Source organism: Paenibacillus sp. PsM32, assembly GCF_030433815.1.
GTDB lineage: Bacteria > Bacillota > Bacilli > Paenibacillales > Paenibacillaceae > Saccharibacillus > Saccharibacillus kyungheensis.
On the sequence record NZ_JARUWY010000010.1, the window covers coordinates 138,395 to 160,154 of the forward strand.

General features: G+C 38.1%; 22 protein-coding genes. 16 read left to right on the forward strand and 6 right to left on the reverse strand.

Features of this window, described 5'->3' with window-relative positions; genetic code table 11:
- Positions 1 to 75 precede the first annotated feature (75 nt).
- Together QCD85_RS18110 and QCD85_RS18115 are read right to left on the reverse strand one after the other, a co-directional pair.
- Positions 76 to 501: a DUF4190 domain-containing protein gene (locus QCD85_RS18110; protein WP_301263457.1), complete on the reverse strand. Its 426-nt coding sequence runs from the start codon at positions 499 to 501 to the stop codon at positions 76 to 78.
- A 143-nt stretch (positions 502 to 644) separates the two neighbouring features.
- Positions 645 to 1,106 carry a hypothetical protein gene (locus tag QCD85_RS18115; RefSeq protein ID WP_273616062.1) on the reverse strand — a complete coding sequence of 154 codons (462 nt, stop codon included), beginning with the start codon at positions 1,104 to 1,106 and terminating at the stop codon, positions 645 to 647.
- 186 nt (positions 1,107 to 1,292) lie between these two features.
- Here QCD85_RS18115 and QCD85_RS18120 point away from each other — a divergent pair, with 186 nt between their 5' ends.
- From QCD85_RS18120 to QCD85_RS18135, 4 genes are all read left to right on the forward strand, one after another.
- Positions 1,293 to 1,793 (forward strand): mismatch-specific DNA-glycosylase, encoded by a 501-nt coding sequence (locus QCD85_RS18120; RefSeq protein ID WP_301263458.1) that lies wholly within the window; start codon positions 1,293 to 1,295, stop codon positions 1,791 to 1,793.
- Between the two features lie 120 nt (positions 1,794 to 1,913).
- Positions 1,914 to 2,501, forward strand: a complete 588-nt coding sequence (locus QCD85_RS18125; protein ID WP_273616064.1) for a TetR/AcrR family transcriptional regulator — start codon at positions 1,914 to 1,916, stop codon at positions 2,499 to 2,501.
- A gap of 47 nt (positions 2,502 to 2,548) precedes the next feature.
- Positions 2,549 to 4,000, forward strand: a complete 1,452-nt coding sequence (locus tag QCD85_RS18130) for a DHA2 family efflux MFS transporter permease subunit (protein WP_273616294.1) — start codon at positions 2,549 to 2,551, stop codon at positions 3,998 to 4,000.
- 150 nt (positions 4,001 to 4,150) lie between these two features.
- A complete protein-coding gene (locus QCD85_RS18135; RefSeq protein ID WP_273616065.1) occupies positions 4,151 to 4,768 on the forward strand; it encodes a flavin reductase family protein in 618 nt (205 codons plus the stop codon).
- Positions 4,769 to 4,854: 86 nt separating this feature from the next.
- On the opposite strand, the gene QCD85_RS18140 is transcribed toward QCD85_RS18135, so the two are convergent.
- Positions 4,855 to 6,624: an ABC transporter substrate-binding protein gene (locus QCD85_RS18140; RefSeq protein WP_301263459.1), complete on the reverse strand. Its 1,770-nt coding sequence runs from the start codon at positions 6,622 to 6,624 to the stop codon at positions 4,855 to 4,857.
- 125 nt (positions 6,625 to 6,749) lie between these two features.
- On the opposite strand from QCD85_RS18140, the gene QCD85_RS18145 reads away from it, so the two are divergent.
- The 6 genes from QCD85_RS18145 (at position 6,750) to QCD85_RS18170 (ending at position 12,069) form a co-directional block, all read left to right on the forward strand.
- A complete protein-coding gene (locus QCD85_RS18145; RefSeq protein WP_301263460.1) occupies positions 6,750 to 8,054 on the forward strand; it encodes an MDR family MFS transporter in 1,305 nt (434 codons plus the stop codon).
- A 136-nt stretch (positions 8,055 to 8,190) separates the two neighbouring features.
- The gene (locus QCD85_RS18150; protein WP_301263461.1) at positions 8,191 to 9,021 is read left to right on the forward strand and encodes a uroporphyrinogen-III synthase; all 831 of its coding nucleotides are present in this window, start codon (positions 8,191 to 8,193) and stop codon (positions 9,019 to 9,021) included.
- Positions 9,014 to 10,018 carry a hypothetical protein gene (locus tag QCD85_RS18155; protein ID WP_301263462.1) on the forward strand — a complete coding sequence of 335 codons (1,005 nt, stop codon included), beginning with the start codon at positions 9,014 to 9,016 and terminating at the stop codon, positions 10,016 to 10,018. Before QCD85_RS18150 ends, QCD85_RS18155 begins: the two co-directional genes overlap by 8 nt.
- Before the next feature lie 119 nt (positions 10,019 to 10,137).
- Positions 10,138 to 10,947 carry a bifunctional hydroxymethylpyrimidine kinase/phosphomethylpyrimidine kinase gene (thiD, locus tag QCD85_RS18160; protein WP_273616069.1) on the forward strand — a complete coding sequence of 270 codons (810 nt, stop codon included), beginning with the start codon at positions 10,138 to 10,140 and terminating at the stop codon, positions 10,945 to 10,947.
- Between the two features lie 26 nt (positions 10,948 to 10,973).
- A complete protein-coding gene (locus tag QCD85_RS18165; protein WP_301263463.1) occupies positions 10,974 to 11,588 on the forward strand; it encodes a hypothetical protein in 615 nt (204 codons plus the stop codon).
- A gap of 202 nt (positions 11,589 to 11,790) precedes the next feature.
- On the forward strand, positions 11,791 to 12,069 hold the full coding sequence (locus QCD85_RS18170) for an HPr family phosphocarrier protein (protein WP_273616071.1): 279 nt from the start codon (positions 11,791 to 11,793) through the stop codon (positions 12,067 to 12,069).
- Positions 12,070 to 12,217: 148 nt separating this feature from the next.
- Here the strand turns inward: QCD85_RS18170 and QCD85_RS18175 are convergent, their stop codons facing one another.
- Positions 12,218 to 13,090, reverse strand: a complete 873-nt coding sequence (locus QCD85_RS18175; protein WP_273616072.1) for an AraC family transcriptional regulator — start codon at positions 13,088 to 13,090, stop codon at positions 12,218 to 12,220.
- A 211-nt stretch (positions 13,091 to 13,301) separates the two neighbouring features.
- On the opposite strand from QCD85_RS18175, the gene QCD85_RS18180 reads away from it, so the two are divergent.
- The 3 genes from QCD85_RS18180 (at position 13,302) to QCD85_RS18190 (ending at position 16,345) form a co-directional block, all read left to right on the forward strand.
- Entirely contained in the window at positions 13,302 to 14,555 is a 1,254-nt protein-coding gene (locus tag QCD85_RS18180; protein ID WP_301263464.1) for an ABC transporter substrate-binding protein, read from the forward strand.
- 67 nt (positions 14,556 to 14,622) lie between these two features.
- Entirely contained in the window at positions 14,623 to 15,495 is an 873-nt protein-coding gene (locus QCD85_RS18185; protein ID WP_273616074.1) for a carbohydrate ABC transporter permease, read from the forward strand.
- Between the two features lie 40 nt (positions 15,496 to 15,535).
- The gene (locus QCD85_RS18190; protein ID WP_273616075.1) at positions 15,536 to 16,345 is read left to right on the forward strand and encodes a carbohydrate ABC transporter permease; all 810 of its coding nucleotides are present in this window, start codon (positions 15,536 to 15,538) and stop codon (positions 16,343 to 16,345) included.
- 114 nt (positions 16,346 to 16,459) lie between these two features.
- Here the strand turns inward: QCD85_RS18190 and QCD85_RS18195 are convergent, their stop codons facing one another.
- Complete coding sequence (locus tag QCD85_RS18195) at positions 16,460 to 17,140, reverse strand: response regulator (protein ID WP_273616076.1); 681 nt, start codon at positions 17,138 to 17,140, stop codon at positions 16,460 to 16,462.
- Positions 17,141 to 17,162: 22 nt separating this feature from the next.
- Positions 17,163 to 18,341, reverse strand: a complete 1,179-nt coding sequence (locus tag QCD85_RS18200) for a sensor histidine kinase (RefSeq protein ID WP_301263465.1) — start codon at positions 18,339 to 18,341, stop codon at positions 17,163 to 17,165.
- A 429-nt stretch (positions 18,342 to 18,770) separates the two neighbouring features.
- Between QCD85_RS18200 and QCD85_RS18205 the strand changes: the two genes are divergently transcribed.
- The 3 genes from QCD85_RS18205 (at position 18,771) to QCD85_RS18215 (ending at position 21,646) form a co-directional block, all read left to right on the forward strand.
- Positions 18,771 to 19,085: a glutaredoxin family protein gene (locus tag QCD85_RS18205; RefSeq protein ID WP_301263466.1), complete on the forward strand. Its 315-nt coding sequence runs from the start codon at positions 18,771 to 18,773 to the stop codon at positions 19,083 to 19,085.
- 84 nt (positions 19,086 to 19,169) lie between these two features.
- On the forward strand, positions 19,170 to 20,501 hold the full coding sequence (locus tag QCD85_RS18210; RefSeq protein WP_373461957.1) for an LLM class flavin-dependent oxidoreductase: 1,332 nt from the start codon (positions 19,170 to 19,172) through the stop codon (positions 20,499 to 20,501).
- A gap of 221 nt (positions 20,502 to 20,722) precedes the next feature.
- The gene (locus QCD85_RS18215) at positions 20,723 to 21,646 is read left to right on the forward strand and encodes a LysR family transcriptional regulator (protein WP_273616080.1); all 924 of its coding nucleotides are present in this window, start codon (positions 20,723 to 20,725) and stop codon (positions 21,644 to 21,646) included.
- Positions 21,647 to 21,760 lie beyond the last annotated feature (114 nt).

Here is a 21,760-nt window from a genome sequence, read left to right on the forward strand (position 1 = left end):
AGAACGAATGGATCAACAAAAAAACCGATGCGTATCTGCACCGGTTTTTTCATGCTTTTGGCTTCGTGTTACATATTAGTAAAAAGAATCGGTGTTGATATCTGTTTCCACACCATCTTCATAATATGAATCTTCACTATACGATCCTTCATTTGTTCCATACGCAAATGCCGCAATAAAAGCAAATACGATAAAAGCGATCATAATCAAATGAATGAGTGTGCCTAAAGCACCGCAGATTAATCCTGCTATTGCCATTCCTTGACCTGCTTGTCTACGTGTTTTTAATTCTTTAAGTGCAAGAATCCCGAAAATAATGCCTAATATACCAATAACAATTCCGATACCAGGTAACATCAACAAAGCAACTAAAGAAGAAATACCTAAAACAAGTGCTGCAATTGCTTTTCCGTTATTAGTCATCGGATATTGTGGTGGGTAAGGAGCAAATGGGGGAGGATTCTGATTGCCAGGCGGATGGTAAGGCTGATTTGGTTCCATAAATGTACCTCCTTTAGATATGTATCATTTACCCGTTTTTAATTCTTATCATACCATTTAATCTGGATATAAAAAACAGGAGTCTTTTCTGGCGGGAAAAGGCTCCTGTGGAGTAAACCAATCATAGACTACTTATTTGATTGTTAGATGGAAGTGTGACTTGGTAGTGGACGCGTTAAGTTCAAGTACATTGCTGTTAATTCGTCAAACCATGTTTTGTCTTTGCTAATCAAAGCGATATCGATCAAGCTTTTCAATTGTTCAGGCTCTAATGTAACTGCATCTTGAAAAGAAATCTCTGCTGAAGCAGTGACAATACCAAGAGAATCTTGTTGCAAATATACACGAATCGTACTGTCCATATATTCTTGTCTCAAAAAGTAAATAATTTCGCTCATTAGAATAGGACGAGAGTGCGTAGGGTATGTGCACTCCATTACTTTAACCCAGTAATGTTTGTTGGTCAGGTGAACGGATCCTTTTTCATCAATTAAGCGTTGGTCTGCTTCAATATGGTAACGAAGGTCAAATGTTTGTATAGGGAAATTTTTGCTTAATTGTTTATGAAGGACAGCATAAATTTCTTGTTCGTTTAATTTAATCATGCTAATCATTCCTTTGCTTTTATATATTTTTAGAAAACCGTTTGAATTGTAAGGGTCAGGTCAACTTTTAAGGTGATAAATGAGTAATTATGAAGCTGTTAAAATATATATCGGTCAATAGACTCATATTTTGTATATATTTTGTCGAAAAAAAGGAAAAAATGTTATAGGAAATGAGGACTATATATGTCAGAAGTTCAAGATCATTTGAAAAAAGGCTTATCGATCTTATTTATCGGATTTAATCCAAGTCTACGTTCAGGAGAAGTAGGGCACCATTATGCCAATCCACGTAACCGGTTTTGGAAAATTCTTTACGAATCTGGTCTTACGGATCGATTGTATAGACCGGACGAAGATCATGATTTATTAGAAATAGGTTATGGATTTACAAATATCGTTTCCCGTCCTACCCGTGGAGCAGAAGATATTTTGCCTGAAGAATATGCAACAGGTCGTCAACAATTACGAGAAAAGCTAAAAACCTATCAACCCCAAATCGCTTGTTTTGTCGGTAAAGGAGTGTATCTTCAATACAGTCAAAAAGCTAAAGCATCATGGGGATTTCAAAAAGAGCCCATTATAGAAGGAATACGAGAATTTGTAGCTCCGTCTTCTAGCAGTCTTGTGCGAATGCCTGTAGACGATATTATTGATATTTATCGACATCTTTCTATAGAACAATAAGGGGAAATCGAAGGAAAGCGTAATCAAATAAACGAATAAAATAAAAGTTTGACAATATTGCCGAAAACCGTTTTAATTATGTAGACCGATCGTTATAATGAATTTGAAGGATGTGAACATATGGCTGAAAAGTCTAACTCACGCGATCTGATTGTAGAGACAGCTGCAAGACTTTTCTTTTCACAAGGGTATCATGCTACAGGATTAAGTCAGATTATCAAAGAAAGTGATACGCCTAAAGGTTCTTTGTATCATTATTTTCCGAATGGCAAAGAAGAATTAGCCTATGTATGTATTGAGAAAACCAATCATCATGTATTGGAAAAGTTCAAATCTGTTTTTGAACAACATCAAACAACAGGCGATGCAATTCAAGCTTTTATTCGCGATATGGCAGATGATACTGAAAAATCCGGGTTTACTGGCTTTCTGCCTTTTAGTTTTTGGGCAGCAGTAGAAACGTCATGTATAAGTAACAAACTACGATCCGCTTGTCAGGATGTTTTTATCGATTGGCAAGAAGTGATTGCAGAACGTTTGCAACAAGAAGGTGCTTTAGAAGTTCGTGCCAAAGAAGCTGCATTGCTCATGATATCAATGATGGAAGGTGCTTTGATTATTTCCCTAACCAATCAAAGTAAACAACCGATGTTGATCGCCGCCGATTACTTATCGGCTATCATGAAGACAGCTGTATTAACAAAATAAACAATAGATAGAGACAGTTTTAGGAGGATGGGAACGTGGACGTACGTATGAACGCAGATGCTATCAAAGGTCAGCCAGAAGGAAGACAGTACAAAGTATTACCGATTATGATTTCATTGTTATTAAGTGGATTTATCGGCTTATTCAGTGAAACTGCATTGAATGTAGCGATCAGTTCTTTGATGGGATTACTTAGTGTAGATGAAGCAACAATTCAATGGTTAACAACAGGATATTTATTGGTGTTAGGTATTCTGGTTCCTGTATCTGGATTATTACTACAATGGTTCAGTACAAGACAATTATTTATTACTTCTTTAACATTTTCGATTGTTGGTACGATTGTAGCTGCATTGTCACCTAACTTTGAAATCTTGTTAATTGCTCGTGTGTTGCAAGCTGTAGGTACTGGATTGTTATTACCATTGCTATTTAATACGATTCTTATTATTTTCCCGATTGAGAAGCGTGGAGCAGCGATGGGCTTGATCGGTCTAGTTATTATGTTTGCACCAGCGATTGGGCCTGCAATTTCAGGTCTGATTTTAGCTAATCTAACATGGCACTGGATTTTCTGGATTTCGTTGCCGTTTCTTGTGATCGCTTTGATCTTTGGAGTGATGTTCTTAGAAAATGTATCGACAATCACCAAGCCCAAAATCGATATTCTCTCGATTGTATTATCTACACTTGGATTCGGTGGTATCGTATTCGGATTCAGTAGTGCAGGTGAAGGTTCTGGCGGTTGGGGAAGCCCTGTTGTAATCGGAACTTTATTATTGGGTGCAGTATCTCTATTATTATTTGGCTTCCGCCAGATGAAAATGAAGCAACCGATGATCAACTTGCGAGCATTCAAATTCCCGATGTTTACAATCGGTCTGATTCTTGTATTTATTTGTATGATGATGATCTTATCGTCTATGTTGATCTTGCCATTGTACTTGCAACAAGGTATGGCGTTGACTGCATTGGGTGCAGGTCTTGTATTGTTGCCAGGTAGTCTATTGAATGGTTTCTTGTCACCAGTCATGGGTCGTTTATTTGATAAATTCGGTCCGAAATGGTTAGTGATTATTGGTTTATCTATCGCTACGATTGTATTATTCTTATTCACTAGAATTCATTCTACAACTCCGGTGGGTCTGATTATTGGGTTACACGCTTCATTAATGGTGGGTATATCAATGATTATGATGCCAGCACAGACCAATGGTCTGAATCAGTTGCCACGTGAATACTATCCAGATGGTACAGCGATTATGAATACACTACAACAAGTTGCTGGAGCTATCGGTACAGCGCTCGCTGTAAGTATTCTGAGTGCTGGTCGTGCTAACTTCTTGAGTGGTGTCGCTAATCCGAAAGATCCGTCGAATGTATTAGCAGCATTTACAGTAGGGGTACAACATGCCTTTATCTTTGCTGTGGTGATTGCGGCGATCGGTCTGGTGTGTGCATTGTTTATCAAACGTGTTAATGTTAAACACGGTATGTAATTAATTGGAGTAAGCCAACTTAATTCCTATTTTGAGGAGTTAGGTTGGCTTTTTGCTATCCTTATTCCATTCGATTTGGTAAGAAAATCGTAATTTAGTTTAAAGTATAAAAGGATACGTATTCTATAGAAGAAAAAAAGGAGAATGATTATGATTACGATCGATCCCACATCTATTACTAATATAGATAATTATAAATTAATCACCGGTTCTGTAATTCCCAGACCGATTGCTTTTGTTACCAGTCAATCCAATACAGGGGTGCTTAATCTAGCTCCATTTAGTTATTTTAATATCGTGGCTTCTGATCCACCGATGCTTTCTATTTCGGTGGCACGCAAAAATGGAGAAATGAAAGATACCGCACGTAATGTCATCGAAAATAAAGAGTTAGTAGTTCATATTGTGCATGAAGACTTAACCGAGCAGATGAACCATACAGCTGCTTCACTACCAGGCGATCAAAGCGAACTTGAATTAACAACTCTTCATACAATTCCTAGTGACAAAATAAAAGTTCCTGGTCTTGAAGAAGCGTTGATTCGTTTTGAATGTGTGTTAGAACAACATGTACCGATTAGTAATGATAGCGGTGAAGTTGTACAAGATTTACTGCTTGTACGTATTATTTGTTACCATTTTGATGAAAAAGTAGTCGATGCAGAGCACTTCTATATCTGGGCAGATGTATTGAAACCTGTCGCTCGTCTTGCAGGCAATAATTACGCAGGACTTGCACAACAATTTACGATAGAACGCCCGAGTTAAATCCATAATAAAGTGCTATTAAATAGAATATAAATAGAATAGTTAAAACCAAAAAGACTGAGCCTTGATAATAAGGTTCAGTCTTTTTACGATAGCGTAGGCTTAATCCATAATTTCGATAGGTCGATCCAACCAAATGCATCAGGATATAACCCTTGAAAAGAAGGATCAAATAACAACTTTTGGTTGGAATGATAGACAGGTATAAATAAAAACGAAGTGTGTAAAAACTGCTCAATCTTTTCAACATGCTTACTATAATCAGGCAACGGTGCTGCTACAAAAGGAACCAATAATTGATCTAACTCTTTTAACTGAGCAGGATTTAATAATTGACGTACATAAGTCGAGCGGTTACTAAAAAAGTTAAGCAATCCCCAGACGATATTTTCTTCTAACATTTCTTGCCCCATAAATAAATCAGCTTCTTGCATCACTGCTTGAGAAGCAAATGAATCGCGCGGGCATAGATTAATGGTCAGACCTATCGAACGCGCACGATCTTGTAGCCATAGACAGACTGCATGGTTCTCTGCTCGATTCAGATAATTTAGATTCAAAGGTTGCCCTTGATAGTCTGTTTGTTGCAGATATTCACGTGTTTGTTCTAATGAATATGTAGGAGCATGTGTTTGTTTACTTTTCCACGGAAATAAGCTGTAAGCAGGCTTGAGCCAATAATCAGAACATTGCTCTGTCAATAACGGACGATCCAACAACATATGAATCACTTGCCTAAAAGTGAAATCGTGCTGAATCCCTTCTTTGCAAAAATTGAACATAATAAAGTTACATCCAATCACTTTGTAATTCACTTGAGCTGGATCAGTATAATCGGTAGCTTTATTCTGACGAAATAGCTGATAACGTCGGTCTGCTTGATAATCAGCTGTCACAAAATAAATATCAACCCGATCCAACAACGATCTTCCTTCAAAATAACCATCAAAAGCATCTAATATAATATGATCCTCACTAGCCGTCGTTAAGCGAAAAGCTCCTGTTCCGACCAATTGTCGACCTTTATCCGCTATATCATGATCATGCGGAAGAATCGACATACACAATGAACTAATATAGTTCAAGAAAAAGGGATCAGACCGTTGTAGAACAAAGCTGATCGTATAATCGTTATGAATGACTACAGATTCAACATGTGTAAATTGCCAAAAAGCCGGTGAATCGAGATCGCGTAGACGCTCCCATGTATATTTCACATCCTGAGCCGTTAAAGTTCGACCATGATGAAATCGAACACCTTTACGTAAATAAAACGTCCAACATTGATCGGTATCGTCGCTTTCCCAATAATGAGCCAATTGAGGCACAAACGTCTGCGATTCTGCTTGATAAGCTATTAATAAGTTACACATTTGACCGATTAAATGAGACTCAAAAGCTGTAAATACAAATGCTGGGTCTAATGACTCTAAAATACGACTCTGGTTAATCCGTAACACGTCGAGTGTCTGAGAACCGTGATGTTCGATATGAAGTCCAAACTGCTGTTCAAGCCGATATTGAAGTCGTTGAATATAAGTATGGGGTAACTGTGGATGTTGTAACCATTGCGCAGCTTCTTGCAATTTACCTTGAGTAAGCAGTTGCTCAAAATAGAGACTTAATACATGTTCAAGTGAGTGGAGTATCGTTAGCGTAGAATGATGTCCACGACCACGACCGCTTTGCCAGTGAATATATCCTTCTTCTTGCAATTTACGTATAATCCATTTGACATTGCGGGTTGTACAGTGCAGAAGAGAGGCTAAATGATCAATCGTTAGTGTATGTGTACTATGTATAGCTGGATCATCTAATGATAATAGAATGGTTATGTAATGCTCTTGATGTTTCATATTTTACTCTCCTAAGTGTTGCTGAGTTACAATTTATAAAAGGGGAAACGATTGATTTAATCTTACTCTTTTTCTTCCTCTTTCTCCAGTTGATAATAAAAGAACTGGAAGAGGGGGAATTAGAAATGGAATTTTTGCAACTACATCGAACTATTCAACTGCGTATTTTGACTACATTTATAACCAGATTAACAGGAACAATGATTTTTCCATTTATGGCGATTTATTTTGCTGGCTATCTTGGTGCAGGTATTGCAGGTGTTTTATTATTTTCTAGCTTAATGGTTCAGCTTATTGCAGGATTGTATGGTGGGTATTTGGCAGATCGGTGGGGACGTAAAAAGTTAATGGTATGGGGAGAAGGTATTCAATGTCTAGCTTTTCTCGGTATGATGCTAGCTAACTCGCCGTACTTACAGTCTGCATGGATTACATTTGCGATGATGATTGTACATAGTCTCTGCAATGGTCTAATTATACCGGCTTCAGATGCTATGTTAATTGATGTAAGTACACCACAGACGCGTACATTAATGTATAGCGTCAATTATTGGTCGATCAATCTCGCGATTACATTCGGAGCATTTATTGGTGGAGCACTGTTCAGTTCACATCGGATGGAGTTGTTTGGACTATTGACGGTCACAGGGTTGCTGATCTGGTTAATTACAGTCTTTTTGATTACAGAAACGTATGTACCACAAGCCAGTGCACAACAGACCAAGCGGTGGAATATCCTTACTAGCGGAAAATTGATTATTCGCAATTATCATCAAGTGTGGAAAGATCGACTTTTTATTATATTTGTTTTGGGAAATATGCTATTGTTATCTACTGAATTTCATCTGACTCAATATATAGGAGTTCGTCTGCAAAAAGAATTTGTTCCACAATCGATGTTGATCTGGGGCAATTGGCAGTTAGAACTAAACGGTATCAAAATTCTAAGCATGATTCAGATCGAAAATACAATCGGGATTGTACTTCTTTCTTTATTTCTTGCTGGCGTGATCCGTCGTTCCAAACGTCAAATTTCTTGGATGAATATAGCGGTTCTGATCTATATTACCGGTTTTGCAGTGATAGCATTTAGCAATACATTATGGATACTTGTTGGAGCGATGTTGTTAGCTACTGTAGGTGAATTAATCCATGTGCCTATTCGTCAGTCTTTACTAGCTCAAATTATCAACGATCAATCACGTAGTTCTTATATGGCTGTCAATGGAATAGGGACACAAGGAGCAAGAGCAATAGCCGCTCTAGGGATCACTTTAGGCGTATGGGTTCCTGCATACGGAATGTCGATCATAATCGCTATCGTTGGATTAATCGGATTCCTGTGTATTTCTTATGTGATCAGTCGGGTACAAGCTTCTACAAAAGCATCTTCAACACAAGGGGTTACCAAAAACCAAGTAACATTGTAAGATATAGAAAGTTGAAATGATTATTACATCTAGTAAGGCTATTTTGCTAAAATGAAAATCAATTTTAATTTTATTGGTCGCACTGATATAGCCAAGTGTTTAATAGTAGAAACAGAATGTTTGAGGGGGGATTACGATGAATAAAGTAGCCAAGCCGTTGAGTGGCAAAACGATTGTGATCGCAGGTTCGAGAAAATTAGACGAAATGTCATCATTGATCCAAAAACAAGGTGGAACCGCTATTGTTCGATCGTTACAAGGGGTAACTACATTTAAAGAGCAAGAGATGGAGCAAGAATTACGTCTATTTATCGAAAATCAACCAGAATGGGTTATTTTCACAACAGGGATAGGTGCCAAAGCGTTGTTCGATGCCGCAGATCGCCTGGGAATCAAAGACGCATTTGTTCAAACTGTTCAACAAGCCAAAATCGCAATCCGTGGTTACAAAACATATAACTTTCTCAAAACGCAAGAACTAGCACCGGATATTCGAGACTCAGATGGCACGATGAAAGGTCTGGAAGAACAGTTAGAATCAGTTACTTTTACCAAAGAACAAATATGGATACAATTGCATGGAGAACCTGCTCCAGATTTGGTTCAGTTTTTGGAAGCGAAAGGTGCTTCATCTATACATACGTTGTTGCCTTATCTCAATATTGAGCCTGAAGCAGAGACATTACAGCAATTGCGTAAAGATATCCAGCAGAGCCAAATCGATGCAATCTGCTTTACTACGGCTGTTCAAGTTCGTTATTTATTCAAAGATGCTTCTAAGAACGGATATGAGGATGAATTGCGATCTGCTCTAAATCAACAAGTACTGGCTGTATCTGTAGGCAAAGTAACATCTGAAGCGCTCACTCAAGCAGGCATCACACGCATCGTATCTCCCGAAAATGAACGAATGGGTGCAATGATTGTAGAAATGGCGAAATATTATGAGGAACAAGCTAATGTCTAATATACAGTCTGCTTCACAACGTTATCTAAAGGAATGGAAAATTTCAGCAGATAAGCTTGATTATTGGGGAGAACATTTTTTACCTTTTTATGAACCTTTTTTTATACAAAATGAAGAGATTGTTCATCAACTTCTGAATCAAGGATTTGTAATATTCACTCAAGCTGAATTTTATGATACGTATCCTTCTTTTTATATTGATTATGGATTTATTTATAATTTATGGGAGATTCCTTATAAAACTTATGTATGGATGTGTAGTTCAGATCAGCGTGCTCAAGTGTCTGCTGATTTGCTTCAAGCTATTTTTCAGGAGCAATATATTTTACAAAGAGGTCAAGTCTATCAGGAAAATGAACTGAAATATTATGATAAGCAAGCTATTGAGTATATCTCCACAATAGAGAGTATGTCTAATCGATTTCCTTATGGTGAGCATTCTTATTTGCTATTAACTTCTGACCTCTGGCAAACTTATCCTATGGAGATGAAGAATAATTGGATACAGCAATGGATGTTAGAGCAAATGAAAGACCATCCTAGAGGTATTAAAGAGATCGGCTCTATTGATGTGCATCCTTTTGTGAAAAATCGAGTCGAACAATATAACGGTTCTTTTGCAGATCAATGTGGAGCAAATTGTTTTGCAGCTACATTGGCGTTAGCAAGTTCACCTGATCATACAGATTCTATTATCCAGTTATGGTTACATCAAGCTCCTTTTTTACGTTCATTAGATGCTCTTAATTATGACCAAGTTTTTGCGATTACTGATACAACCCAGCTAGGAATGATTGAACCTTTAGATGTACTTATCTGGAACAATGCGGAAGAGCAAGCTATTCATGCTAGTTTTTGTATTGCACCGGATTACATATTTACTAAAATGGGTCAAAGTTGGATACAACCATGGTTAGCGACTACGATGGTATCTATTTTTGATTACGCAGATGTTATTCAAAATGGTGGTCAAATTAAAGTCTATCGAAAAAGATGAATTTATGACAGTTTGAAGAAATAATCAATGAAAATTACATTTTATTTCAAGAAAAAGGTTCATTCTCATGTAAGCTTATGCTAAAATAAACTATTATGTAGTGAAGGAGAAATACAAAGATGACTATACCTAAAACGTTAACTATAGCCGGATCAGATACAAGCGGTGGAGCTGGTATTCAAGCCGATTTAAAAACTTTTCAGGAATTGGGCGTATATGGAATGACCGTTCTTACAACGATTGTTGCTATGGAGCCTAAAACATGGGATCATCAAGTATTCCCTATTGATCTGAACGTGGTGGAAGCGCAATTGCGTACCGTGTTAGATGGCATCGGATTTGATGCTTTGAAAACAGGTATGTTAGGTTCAGTAGACATTATTGAACTGGTGGCGCATCATCTGAATCGTTATCCTATGGATCGCGTAGTTATTGATCCTGTAATGGTATGCAAAGGCACAGATGAAGTTCTTCAACCGGAAAATACAGAAGCGATGTTAGAATTCTTGATTCCTGGTGCAGATCTAGTGACTCCGAACTTGTTTGAAGCTTCTCAATTGGCTAAAACAGGTCCTATCACTACAGAAGATCAAATGAAGCAAGCAGCTGCTATTATTTATGAGCGTGGAGCGAAGCACGTATTAATCAAAACACGCGGCAAGATCAAAGAAGGCAAAGCATTGGATTTATTGTATGATGGCAAAACATTTGACTGGTTCGAAGTTGATGCGATTGCAACGGAATTTACACATGGTGCAGGTTGTACCACTTCTGCAGCCGTAACAGCTGGACTTGCTAAAGGATTGTCGGTCAAAGATGCTTATGCTGACGCGAAAAACTTCATTACTCAAGCAATTGCTAACGGATTCCGTCTGAACGAATTTGTAGGTCCAACCCTGCATGTGGCACACCGTCTGCAATTGAAATAACAGCATCTGGAGCGGAGGATTGCTCAATGAATCGCTTATCCAAATCGTTACTCGGTGGAGCGCTCGTTTTACTTTTTTTGATTATCAGCGCTTGTTCTGGCAATAGTACACAGCAACCGTCATCCACGGATAATGGAACCACAGAACAATCACCAACCGAATCTGCAACTCCTTCAACAGAAGGAAGTACAGACCAGCCTGCAACAGGTACAGATTCAGCAACCGGTACAGACGGAACATCGTCGAGTACAGAAGGTGCTACAGGCACAACAGATAGTGGAAATGAAAGTGTTCCTGCTGCTAAGCCAGAGCTAACACCTGCGAATGAAGGTCAAGTCGATATTACAATTGTGCAACAAGGGCCGGGGCAATTTTTTGTACGTTTAAATGAATTTCCTGAAGGATACTTGGTAAGCAATTTAGACTGGACTGGGCCAGGTTACAGTGAATCAGCTACATTTGATGAAGCTGTGAAGAACGGTCAAGAAGGCAATAATGGATTTTATGCAAGTAGCGATCATCGCAATTTCGGCTTTATTTATGATGGACGTATTGCTGGTGAAGAAGGCAAGTTTACTTTAACATTCCGCAATCAAGCGGGAGACGAATTAACCTGGTATAAAGATTTAACATTGCAATAATATCGCAGTCATCAAATATTGAACATGCTGTACTAAATACTCAAGCCTCTGCCGATATATGCGGTAGGGGTATTTTGAGGGGCTATTTTTGCAAAAAGATGTACGGATAAGCTTTATGTATGCAAATGATGTAAATTACATGATTATTCAAAAAAATAAACCAAAGCACTGCATCGATCAGTGCACGAGAGGAACTTTTATAATGAGAATCAATACATTCAAAACAGAACAAAACTTAGACAGAGGTCACCTAACAGCAATCGCTAACGAAGCTTCACGCTTTGCTTCTGATATTCGTATTTCTTTTGGTAACCCTGACAACCGTAGAGAAGTTGATGTGAAAAGTCTTTTGGGTATGATGTTGATGATTATCCCTGCTGGAACAGAAATCGAATTAACTACTCGTGGTAAAGACGAATTGGAAGCTTTGGAAAGTGTACAAAACTTATTTGAACAAGTCATGTTCGCTCCATCTGTTTAATATTTATATATCACTTTCAAAAAATGAATTTTAAGCTATAAATCATAAAAATGTATACCAAAAAAACCTTTAGTCTATTAAAGACTGAAGGTTTTTTTGTTGTAGATAACGGGTAATACCTAAATAAGTCATTCAGTTACCATTTTGCTTAAAAGCGCTCTGTTCTGTACTTTTTCGGGGTGATTCCGGTATGTTTTTTGAAAGCTTTGGAGAATGAGAATAGATCAGGATAACCGACCGAGTAAGCAATTTCTGCTAATGAATAATTGGTTTCGGTAAGTAATTGACGTGCTTTGCTCATTTTGAGGCTACGAATATATTCAGCTGGAGGAGTCTGATGCACCTGATGAAATTGTTTACTAAAATGAGTACGATGTACACCGACATGACTGGCAACATCTGCGACTGTAATCCCGCGATCATAATGACTATGAATATAAGCGATCGCTTCTTCCATCCATGAAGTTGTCGATGATAATACATCGGATACATAATGATTCACATGAGAAGGATGGTCAGAAGATAATTCTGCAAAAATGCTATATAACAATTCCAATCGTCGCAATTCACTGCTAAATTCATTGGAATCTTCATTAGTAGCTAAAATCTGTTCGAACTTTTCTTGTAATTGATCAAATAATTCTGCACTAACTTCACTATATCCTTGATGCATACCACTTTGCTCTATAAGTAATCTGGCTTGAGGACCGGTAAAACAAATATAATACGTTTCCAGATCTTCATCCATATTATTAATATATTCAAAAGGCTCATTAGGAGAAATACACCATACGTTGTAAGAGCCAAGAATATAACTTTGACCTTTATGAATAATCACTCCGCCATGTCGATTAGCGATCCAAAAGCAATTATCAATGCCTGTAAATAAACGTCTACTATGGGCTTTGAGAAAATAACGACCCGCTTGAGCAATTCTTAATCCTCCGGATTGTGAGAATAAGGAAGGAGAAATAAGAAACCGTTCAACCACTTCACGATTTGTTTCAATAGAACGAAGCATATTGAACTTTCATCCTTTCCAAATGTAATCTAACTTCTTTATTATATACTACATAATGACAAAATAATACAAGACAAAATGACATTGTTCGTTTACAATCAAATTGCTATGATCTAAATCATGGTATTCCCACTAAAATGATGGGTTTTGACGACAATAATCATTTTTACTGATGTACCAATAGATTCTAACAGCAGATGGAGGACGCGTAATGAAAAATATAAAAATGAAATCTTCTTTTGTTTTGGCACTGACTTTACTACTGACGGTGGTTCTATCTGCTTGTGGAAATAGTTCGGACAGCTCGGCAGATGGAAAAGTAACGATCAGCTTTTTACATTGGCGTGGAGAAGATACACAAGCGTTTCAGAAAATCATTGATCAATTTGAAGCGAAAAATCCAAATATCAAAGTAGATATGCAGACATTAACTTCAGATCAATATCAATCTACAGCACAAGCTAAATTAACCGATGGTTCTGTAGGAGATGTATTTGCTTCTTTCCCGGGTGCACAATACGCAGCTTTATCCAAAGCAGGCCTATATACAGATTTAACCAATGAGTCTTTTTTGAAAAATTACAATGCAGACTTAATTGATGTAGGTGCCAAAGATGGCAAGCAATGGGCTTTACCTTATCAATTGGTGTACAACCAACCGATCTATAATACTGAAATTTTCAAAAAATATAATTTGACCCCTCCAACCGATTGGGATGGATTCCTTAAATTATGTGCAACACTCAAACAAAACGGAATTATTCCGATTGCTTTTGCTGGAGCAGATATTGGTCCAGGGCAGTTAATGAATACAATGGTGATGAATAACGAACCAAGCGAAGATATTTTCACCAAAGTTGAAGCAGGTCAAGCCAAATTAACAGATGAATTCTGGGTCAAAACGTTAACTCAATTTAAAGAGTTGAATGATAATGGTTATTTCCAAGACAACTCGCTAGGAACGAAAGACGCAGCAGCAGGTGCTTTATTTATTCAAGGAAAAGCAGCGATGTTAGCAAGCGGTTCTTATCAACTAGCACAGAATGCAAAACAGAATCCAGAACTAAAACAAGCATTATTAGCACCTATTACTGTATCGGCAGATCAAGCCAAATATGAAGGGGTACACACCAGTACATTTATGTTAGGTGTAAATAGTCGCTCTAAACATCAAGCAGAAGCTAAAAAATTCCTTGAATTTTTGAGTCAACCGGATGTGGCTAGTCAGTATGCAAATGAAACAGGACAAAATGTAACATTGAAAGATATCACTTATGATAGTCCAGAATTGAAAATTGCTGGCGATTGGGCAGACAAAAAGACTATATTCCAACCTCGTTTTACTATTTTGAATTCTGAAAATCAAAAAGCAGTCACCAACTCTATTCAATCGGTACTAGGTGGAGCAACACCTGAACAAGCTGCGCAAGATGCACAAGCGATTGTAGATCAACAAATTAAGTAAATCTCAAGATAAGCAGAAAACGCGCTTTAGATCATAGAAGCGCTGAAGGGCAAGGTAATAGGAACTTATGATGAATCGCAAAACACTTTGGTTCTTTATGCTACCCGGACTGTTATTATATACAGGGCTATTTGTTTATCCAGCCGTATCTGGTTTATTTTATTCTTTTACCAATTGGGATGGCGTATCGACTTCTTACGATTTTGTAGGGATATCTAATTATAAAGATAGCTTCGATAGTATTGTGTTTCGCAAAGCATTTTTTAATAATGTGAAATTTATGTTAACGGTTGTTATTATTCAGACGATTGTGTCGTTGGTTCTTGCATTAATTCTTGCTAAAAATACACGTACTCGTGTGTTTCTACGTGCATTGTACTTTTTTCCAGCGATCTTATCGTCTGTATCGGTAGGGTTAATCTGGTCGTTTATTTATGATCCTTCTCTCGGATTGTTAAATACTGCTTTAACTAGTGGTGGATTGGAGCAATTTACAGCGAGCTGGACAGGAGATGCGAATATAGCATTGTATGCTATTGCATTTGTGCAAATATGGGCGCATGCCGGACAGATGATGATTGTCTTTATTGCCGGTCTACATGCGATTCCAGAAGAGTTAATGGAAGCAGCACGTATTGATGGAGCGACACGTTTCCAGATTTTCCGCAAAGTCACATGGCCATTACTTGCACCATCTGCAACGATTGTTGTATCGTACACAACGATTCAATCATTCAAAGCGTTTGATCTGATCTTTGTTATGACAGATGGTGGGCCTAACTATGCGACCGAAATTCTGACAACGTACATTTATCATCTGGCGTTCTCGAATTATTCATTTGGTCTAGCCTCCGCAGGTTCGATGATTTTCCTTGTACTGCTAGGACTGTTAACGATGGCGCAATTTAAAGCTCTTCGTAGAGGCGGTGCTAACGGATGATCGAACGCCGAATAGATAAGCAGCAGGATGGTGAACTGCGATGAAATGGATCGGACGTATCATTATGGTGCTGTATGCTCTGCTTGTAGCAGCACCATTGTATTTTGTAATCACATCTTCGTTCAAAACAAGTCAGGCATTTTTTGCTAATCCATTAAGCTGGCCGAATCCCTGGACGATTCAAAATTTTATATCGATTTTTGATGCTCAACCGATGTGGCAGTATTTCTGGAATAGTGCTCGTGTGACACTAAGTACTGTTGCTCTTGATCTATTTCTAGGCAGTCTGATTGCGTATGCGATTATTCGTCTAGGTGGACGTATGGGAAGATATACTTTTGTTTATTTTGTAGCCGGCTTAATTATTCCGTCACAGGTTAGTATGTTGCCACTGTATTCATTAGTACGCCAAATCGGCTGGTCTGATAATCTTGGTGCATTGGTTCTAGTAACGGCAGCAGGGTTATTGCCTTTAACTGTATTTACACTAACAGGATTTATGGAAATGTTAAGCAAAGAGATGATGGAAGCGGGTAGTATTGATGGTGCAAGTGAATGGAAAATTTACTGGCGTCTAGTCTTACCGTTATCCGGGCCTTCGCTGGCAGCAACTGCCGCATTTCTATTTGTAATGGTCTGGAATGATCTATTGATTCCAATGTTGCTGATTAACAGTACTGACAAATTAACATTGCCACTAGCTTTGATGCAGTTCCGCGGCGAGTATGTCACCGACTATACGTTGCTATTAACAGGAGTGGTGATTACCGCAGTACCGATGGTTATTCTGTTTATTTTCTTACAACGTTTCTTTGTTACAGGAATGACGGCAGGATCGGTCAAAGGGTAATAAAGCAAATACAATAAATAGCAGTATATCAAAAAAAGTCAGTTTACCGAGAGAGAAAACACTCAACGTAAACTGACTTTTTTTTGTATATATTCTAATCCATAGATAGATGAACTATTTTACCAACTGCTGACGGATTGCAGTCACGACAGCTTGTGTACGGTCTTTTACACCTAACTTTTGAATAATATTATGCACATGTGTTTTGATCGTACTTTCAGATACATATAATTCTTCTGCAATTTCAAAATTACGTCTGCCATAAGCCATCGCTTGCAATACTTCTAGTTCACGATCTGTTAATGGCTCTAACACAGGCGCTGGAACATAGGAAGAGTTGGGTGGGTATGCCGATTCATTTTCACCTAATAATTGAATGAGTGCTCCTCCAGCAGTTGTACTATTATAGATTGCACCGCCTGCCAGAATCGACCGAATCCCGACAATCATATCATTCATATCAATATCTTTGAGCAAATAACCAGAAGCACCTGCACGTATACCATCAATCACATAGTCTTGAACATCAAATGTAGTTAATAGAATAATTTTGATCTCAGGATGTACCGATAGAATACGGCGGGTAGCATCTATACCTGACAATTCAGGCATCTGGATATCCATTAAAATAAGGTGTGGACGATATTGTAATGCTAATTGGATCGCTTCTTGACCTGTTGCGGCTTCAGCAACCACTTGCATATCGGCTTGTAGATCAAGTACATAACGAATCCCTTGCCGGATAAGAGCTTGATCATCTGCTAACATAATACGTATAGGCTCTGTTGAACTCATATAGAGATTCTCCTTGATTCATTTAATTTTTAGTGATCGGGTGATTATTCAGAGGCAGTGTCACTTTGATCCAGAGACCGCCTTGTGGACGAGCAGCAAATGTACATTGACCATGTATTGTTTCGCAACGGCGAATCATATTTTGGATACCGAATCCGTATTGTAACGGTTGATCTCTACGATACTTACCATCATCAGCGATTGAAAGTTGGACATGCTGAGCAGTCTCAGTAATAGTAATCTCAACCGTACTGGCTTCAGCATGGCGAATAATATTAGTTAATGACTCTTGTAATACACGATATAATACGCTATCAATTAATTCGCCCCATATACTAAAAGTCCCTTGAGCGTTAAAGCTTAATTGTAACCCTGCACGATGGGTGATCTGAGTCGCTAATTCTTGCAGACCTTCGATACCACCTTCGTGCACAGACCAATCTTTCACCACACTACGAACTTCGGCAAGACCTTGTCTGGATACATCTAGCAACTGATCGACAGTCGATTCAGCGCGTTCAGGATCTTGCTTGATCATCCATTTCAAAGCTTGCATCTGTACAATAAGTGAAGTGAAATGATGACCTAATCCATCGTGAATCTCTCCTGCTATCCGCGTACGTTCGGTTAATGCAGCATATCGTATCGATTGGACGGTACTGTCCTGCAATTCTGCATAAGTTCGTTGTAGCTCCATATGAACTTGTTCCAGTTCTTTAAGTTGTTCACTGTTAATCTTCAGCACACCAATATAACGGCTAAGACTGTGAATGCCAAAATAGATACTGGCAAGCACAACAATCAGACTATACGGATAACCATTGTCTAGCCCGGAAATTAACATCACTACGCCTACTATAATCAATACTATAGTCGCTACTTTTTGCTCTCGACTTGAAATAAAGCTTAATATCACAAACCATGCCCATAGAACAGAATTATAATCTTGAGGTTCTTTGGAAATATAAGCAGAAAGCCAGATCATTGAGAACAAAAAAAGCGTAAAAACGATAATATAAGTAATCGACAATTTAATACTAGACCATAGCATAAATACGTAAAAACACATCGTGACAAAAAACAGCATCCACACAAGAAAAGAATGATCCATATAATAAATGGTTAGATTATAAATAATAATCATCGTTAATAATAAACGGAATAAAAATAAATACTTTAAGAAATCTTGTGATTTTTGCAAAGTTTGACTTCCTTTCACATCAAATACTGATTTCTATTTTAGCATGTCATAAGAAGTGATTCAGATTTAAATATAATCAAGTACAACATATTCTTATTATACAGAAGAAGCCTAGTTAACTATATCTTAATAGCGCACACTTTTCGTCATCATAATGATCGGTTTTGAAAAGGTGAAAATCAATCGCTAGGTGGAGGTAATATGAGATAGGTAAAGACTTTAACTACAATGATAGAAGATTTTGATACATGTATAGAATGTATTGATATAGTAATCAATTGACGCTGTGGACAGCAGGGTGCTAGACTTTATGTAATCTTAACCAACTTAATAGGTCGGAATTATAAGATATAATTCAAATGCCAAACCTATTTCCAAAAGAATCACTTTTATTGTAATGCACACCTATATTCAGAGGAGGACAACGACATGTCATCAACAATTGAAACTACTGCAAATCAAGGTCAACATATTATTTTGTGGAGTAAAACAGGATGCCACTTCTGCGGGGAGATTAAGAACTATCTAAAATTAAATAATCATCATTATACCAATCTAGAAGTTGCAGGTAACGATGGTCTACGCGATGTACTTGAAGCTAAATACGGTATCCGGCATGTGCCTGTCGTCGAAGTAGGTCGTAATGGCACATATACTGCATTTTTAGAAACTGATTTGGAAGGGTTGGCTCAGTTGTTAGCTCAAGAAGCAGAATCAGCTCAATCCTCAGCAACCGTAATTTAATCTTCCAATAATACTGAAATACTGACTATAAATATTCTATAAACTATTATCGATCGTAACGATAAAAAGAAGGAGTGATCAATGATGACCAATCACAAACGACAATTGAAATTTGGGGCAATCATCCATGGGATTGGAGGAAGTATGTCTACATGGCGACATCCCGAGGTACAAAGTGATGCAAGTGTAAGCTTTGACTTCTACAAACGGCAGACGCTCAAAGCAGAAGAAGGCAAGTTCGATCTGGTCTTTATTGCCGACGGATTGTTTATCAATGAAAAGTCATTACCACACTTTTTGAATCGATTTGAGCCGGTTACGATATTGTCTGCGCTTGCAGCAGTCACTTCCCGAATCGGGTTAGTAGGAACAATATCTACCAGCTATAGCGAGCCATTTACTGTGGCACGTCAATTGTCTTCGATCGATCATATCAGTGGAGGACGTGCTGGATGGAATGTGGTCACATCTCCACTTGAAGGATCGGCACGTAACTACAGTCGAGGCGACCATCCTTCTCATCCTGAACGGTATCAGATTGCGGCTGAATATCTAGAAGTAACCAAAGGATTATGGGATTCATGGGAAGAAGATGCTTTTGTTAGAGATAAAGAGTCCGGTGTCTTTTTTGATCCTGAGAAACTGCATACACTTAATCATCAAGGGAAGCATTTTTCTGTTCAAGGTCCTTTGAATATCGGACGATCCCGTCAAGGACAGCCTGTCATTTTCCAAGCAGGTTCTTCAGAAGATGGCAGAAATCTAGCCGCCCAATCAGCCGATGCGATCTTTACCGGGCAAGAGACTTTAAGTGATGCGCAAGCCTTTTATACCGATGTGAAAAAGCGTGCAGTTCAGTATGGTCGTCAGGAAGAAGAGTTATTAGTCTTGCCAGGGATATCGCCTATTATTGGCAGAACCGAAGCTGAAGCCGAGCAGAAATATCGCGAAATTGCTGATCTGGTGACGATTGATAAAGCACTTGATTTTTTAGGACGCTTTTTTGATCATCATGACTTTTCACAATATCCATTGGATGAGCCTTTTCCAGACTTACATGATATCGGAAGTAATAGTTTCCGTAGTGGAACAGATAAAATTAAAAAAGATGCGCGTGAGCGTGGTCTAACTTTACGCGAAGTTGCATTACAAGCAGCTACACCGCGTGGAAATTTTATCGGTACACCGGAGCAGATCGCTAATCAAATCGAAGAATGGTTTCTGGAAAAAGGATCGGATGGATTTATTATTCACTCGGATCTTCCAAGCGGATTACACGATTTTGTAGATTTGGTTGTGCCTATTTTGCAAGCGAAGGGGATTTATCGTCAAGATTATGAGTACGATACATTACGTGAAAATTTGGGAGTGCCTATTCCACAGAATCGGTATCAAGCTAAAACGTTAAAAGTGTAAGTCGTGTTTAATACGCTGTGCTATCATCTAATTTAAGTATAAACGATTTTCCCAAAATGGTGATAAGTTAAAGAAGTGCCCGTTGCTCCTGATCCCAGTGGTCATAAGGGGTGACGGGTTATTTCAAATTGCATATTCTTCCGTTGACAAGTGTCAAAACAGGGAATATGATACATAAAACCAAGTTAGTTAATGGGAAAAGTAAGAAAGGGGATGGAATGATGAATATTGAAAATATAGAGGCATTTGTCTATATCAACCATTATGGCAGTTTTAATAAAGCAGCAGAAGTGTTATTCCTTTCTCAACCGTCTGTATCAGCACGTATCCAGACATTAGAAAGAGAACTTGGCTGCAAATTATTTGAACGTCTGGGTCGACAAATTTTATTGACCGAAGAAGGAAGAAGATTTCTACCGTATGCACAGCAAGTCTTACAAGTGATCCAAAAAGGCAAACAACGTATTCAAACAGCAAAAGTCACACCACAGGAGCTGACCATCGGTTGTACTGTAGCTGTCTCTAATTATGTTATTCCTGAACTGCTTCCCAAACTCAAACAAAAATATCCACAAACCAATTTTAAGCTGATCACTTCAACGACTGATCAACTGTTGCATAAATTAATGAACAAAGAAATCGATATCGGGTTCGTCCGTAAAGTGATGCATCCGGCGATTCGAACAGTTTCTTTTTACGAAGATCCTATTTCACTATATGTATACAAAGATCATCCATTTGTACAAAAAGGACGTGCAACGATCGCATCATTGCAGGAACAACCTTTAATTTTCTTTGAATGCGGATCATTAGATTGGCTTCGGATTCATCGTGTATTCGAAAGTCTTGAATTTCCGCCAGATATCGCTTTCCATGTCGATCATTCTGAAACTGCCAAAAAGCTAGTATTACAAAAAGCAGGCATCGCCTTTTTACCCGGACTTAGTGTGCATGAAGAAGTGATGCGTGGCGACCTGGTACCGATCTATATTCCAGAAGTCACAGGAATCTCTTTACAGACCAGTCTAATCACACTAAAAGAACAACCATCAACATTCGCTACCACACTAGCCGAATTACTACACGAAAACGACTACTTCCGTAGCCAACAACCCGACCAATCACTACTTCACTCTACCATCTAACGAAAAGAGTAGAAGGAAAGACAAACGTATCTTTCTAAAAATCAATAATCGATATCCACAAATCATAATCAATATAGACAACAAAAAAGTAATCAAAAACAACCACCATTTCAC

Excerpts from the sequence above, each read along its gene's own strand:
- QCD85_RS18150 (WP_301263461.1), top strand. The coding sequence starts at position 8,191 with ATGAATAAAGTAGCCAAGCCGTTGAGTGGCAAAACGATTGTGATCGCA.
- QCD85_RS18135 (WP_273616065.1), top strand. The coding sequence starts at position 4,151 with ATGATTACGATCGATCCCACATCTATTACTAATATAGATAATTATAAA.
- thiD (WP_273616069.1), top strand. The coding sequence starts at position 10,138 with ATGACTATACCTAAAACGTTAACTATAGCCGGATCAGATACAAGCGGT.
- QCD85_RS18115 (WP_273616062.1), bottom strand. The coding sequence starts at position 1,106 with ATGATTAAATTAAACGAACAAGAAATTTATGCTGTCCTTCATAAACAA.
- QCD85_RS18110 (WP_301263457.1), bottom strand. The coding sequence starts at position 501 with ATGGAACCAAATCAGCCTTACCATCCGCCTGGCAATCAGAATCCTCCC.
- QCD85_RS18175 (WP_273616072.1), bottom strand. The coding sequence starts at position 13,090 with ATGCTTCGTTCTATTGAAACAAATCGTGAAGTGGTTGAACGGTTTCTT.
- QCD85_RS18125 (WP_273616064.1), top strand. The coding sequence starts at position 1,914 with ATGGCTGAAAAGTCTAACTCACGCGATCTGATTGTAGAGACAGCTGCA.
- QCD85_RS18155 (WP_301263462.1), top strand. The coding sequence starts at position 9,014 with ATGTCTAATATACAGTCTGCTTCACAACGTTATCTAAAGGAATGGAAA.
- QCD85_RS18185 (WP_273616074.1), top strand. The coding sequence starts at position 14,623 with ATGATGAATCGCAAAACACTTTGGTTCTTTATGCTACCCGGACTGTTA.
- QCD85_RS18210 (WP_373461957.1), top strand. The coding sequence starts at position 19,170 with ATGACCAATCACAAACGACAATTGAAATTTGGGGCAATCATCCATGGG.
- QCD85_RS18165 (WP_301263463.1), top strand. The coding sequence starts at position 10,974 with ATGAATCGCTTATCCAAATCGTTACTCGGTGGAGCGCTCGTTTTACTT.
- QCD85_RS18215 (WP_273616080.1), top strand. The coding sequence starts at position 20,723 with ATGAATATTGAAAATATAGAGGCATTTGTCTATATCAACCATTATGGC.
- QCD85_RS18120 (WP_301263458.1), top strand. The coding sequence starts at position 1,293 with ATGTCAGAAGTTCAAGATCATTTGAAAAAAGGCTTATCGATCTTATTT.
- QCD85_RS18145 (WP_301263460.1), top strand. The coding sequence starts at position 6,750 with ATGGAATTTTTGCAACTACATCGAACTATTCAACTGCGTATTTTGACT.
- QCD85_RS18140 (WP_301263459.1), bottom strand. The coding sequence starts at position 6,624 with ATGAAACATCAAGAGCATTACATAACCATTCTATTATCATTAGATGAT.
- QCD85_RS18130 (WP_273616294.1), top strand. The coding sequence starts at position 2,549 with ATGAACGCAGATGCTATCAAAGGTCAGCCAGAAGGAAGACAGTACAAA.
- QCD85_RS18180 (WP_301263464.1), top strand. The coding sequence starts at position 13,302 with ATGAAAAATATAAAAATGAAATCTTCTTTTGTTTTGGCACTGACTTTA.
- QCD85_RS18195 (WP_273616076.1), bottom strand. The coding sequence starts at position 17,140 with ATGAGTTCAACAGAGCCTATACGTATTATGTTAGCAGATGATCAAGCT.
- QCD85_RS18170 (WP_273616071.1), top strand. The coding sequence starts at position 11,791 with ATGAGAATCAATACATTCAAAACAGAACAAAACTTAGACAGAGGTCAC.
- QCD85_RS18205 (WP_301263466.1), top strand. The coding sequence starts at position 18,771 with ATGTCATCAACAATTGAAACTACTGCAAATCAAGGTCAACATATTATT.
- QCD85_RS18190 (WP_273616075.1), top strand. The coding sequence starts at position 15,536 with ATGAAATGGATCGGACGTATCATTATGGTGCTGTATGCTCTGCTTGTA.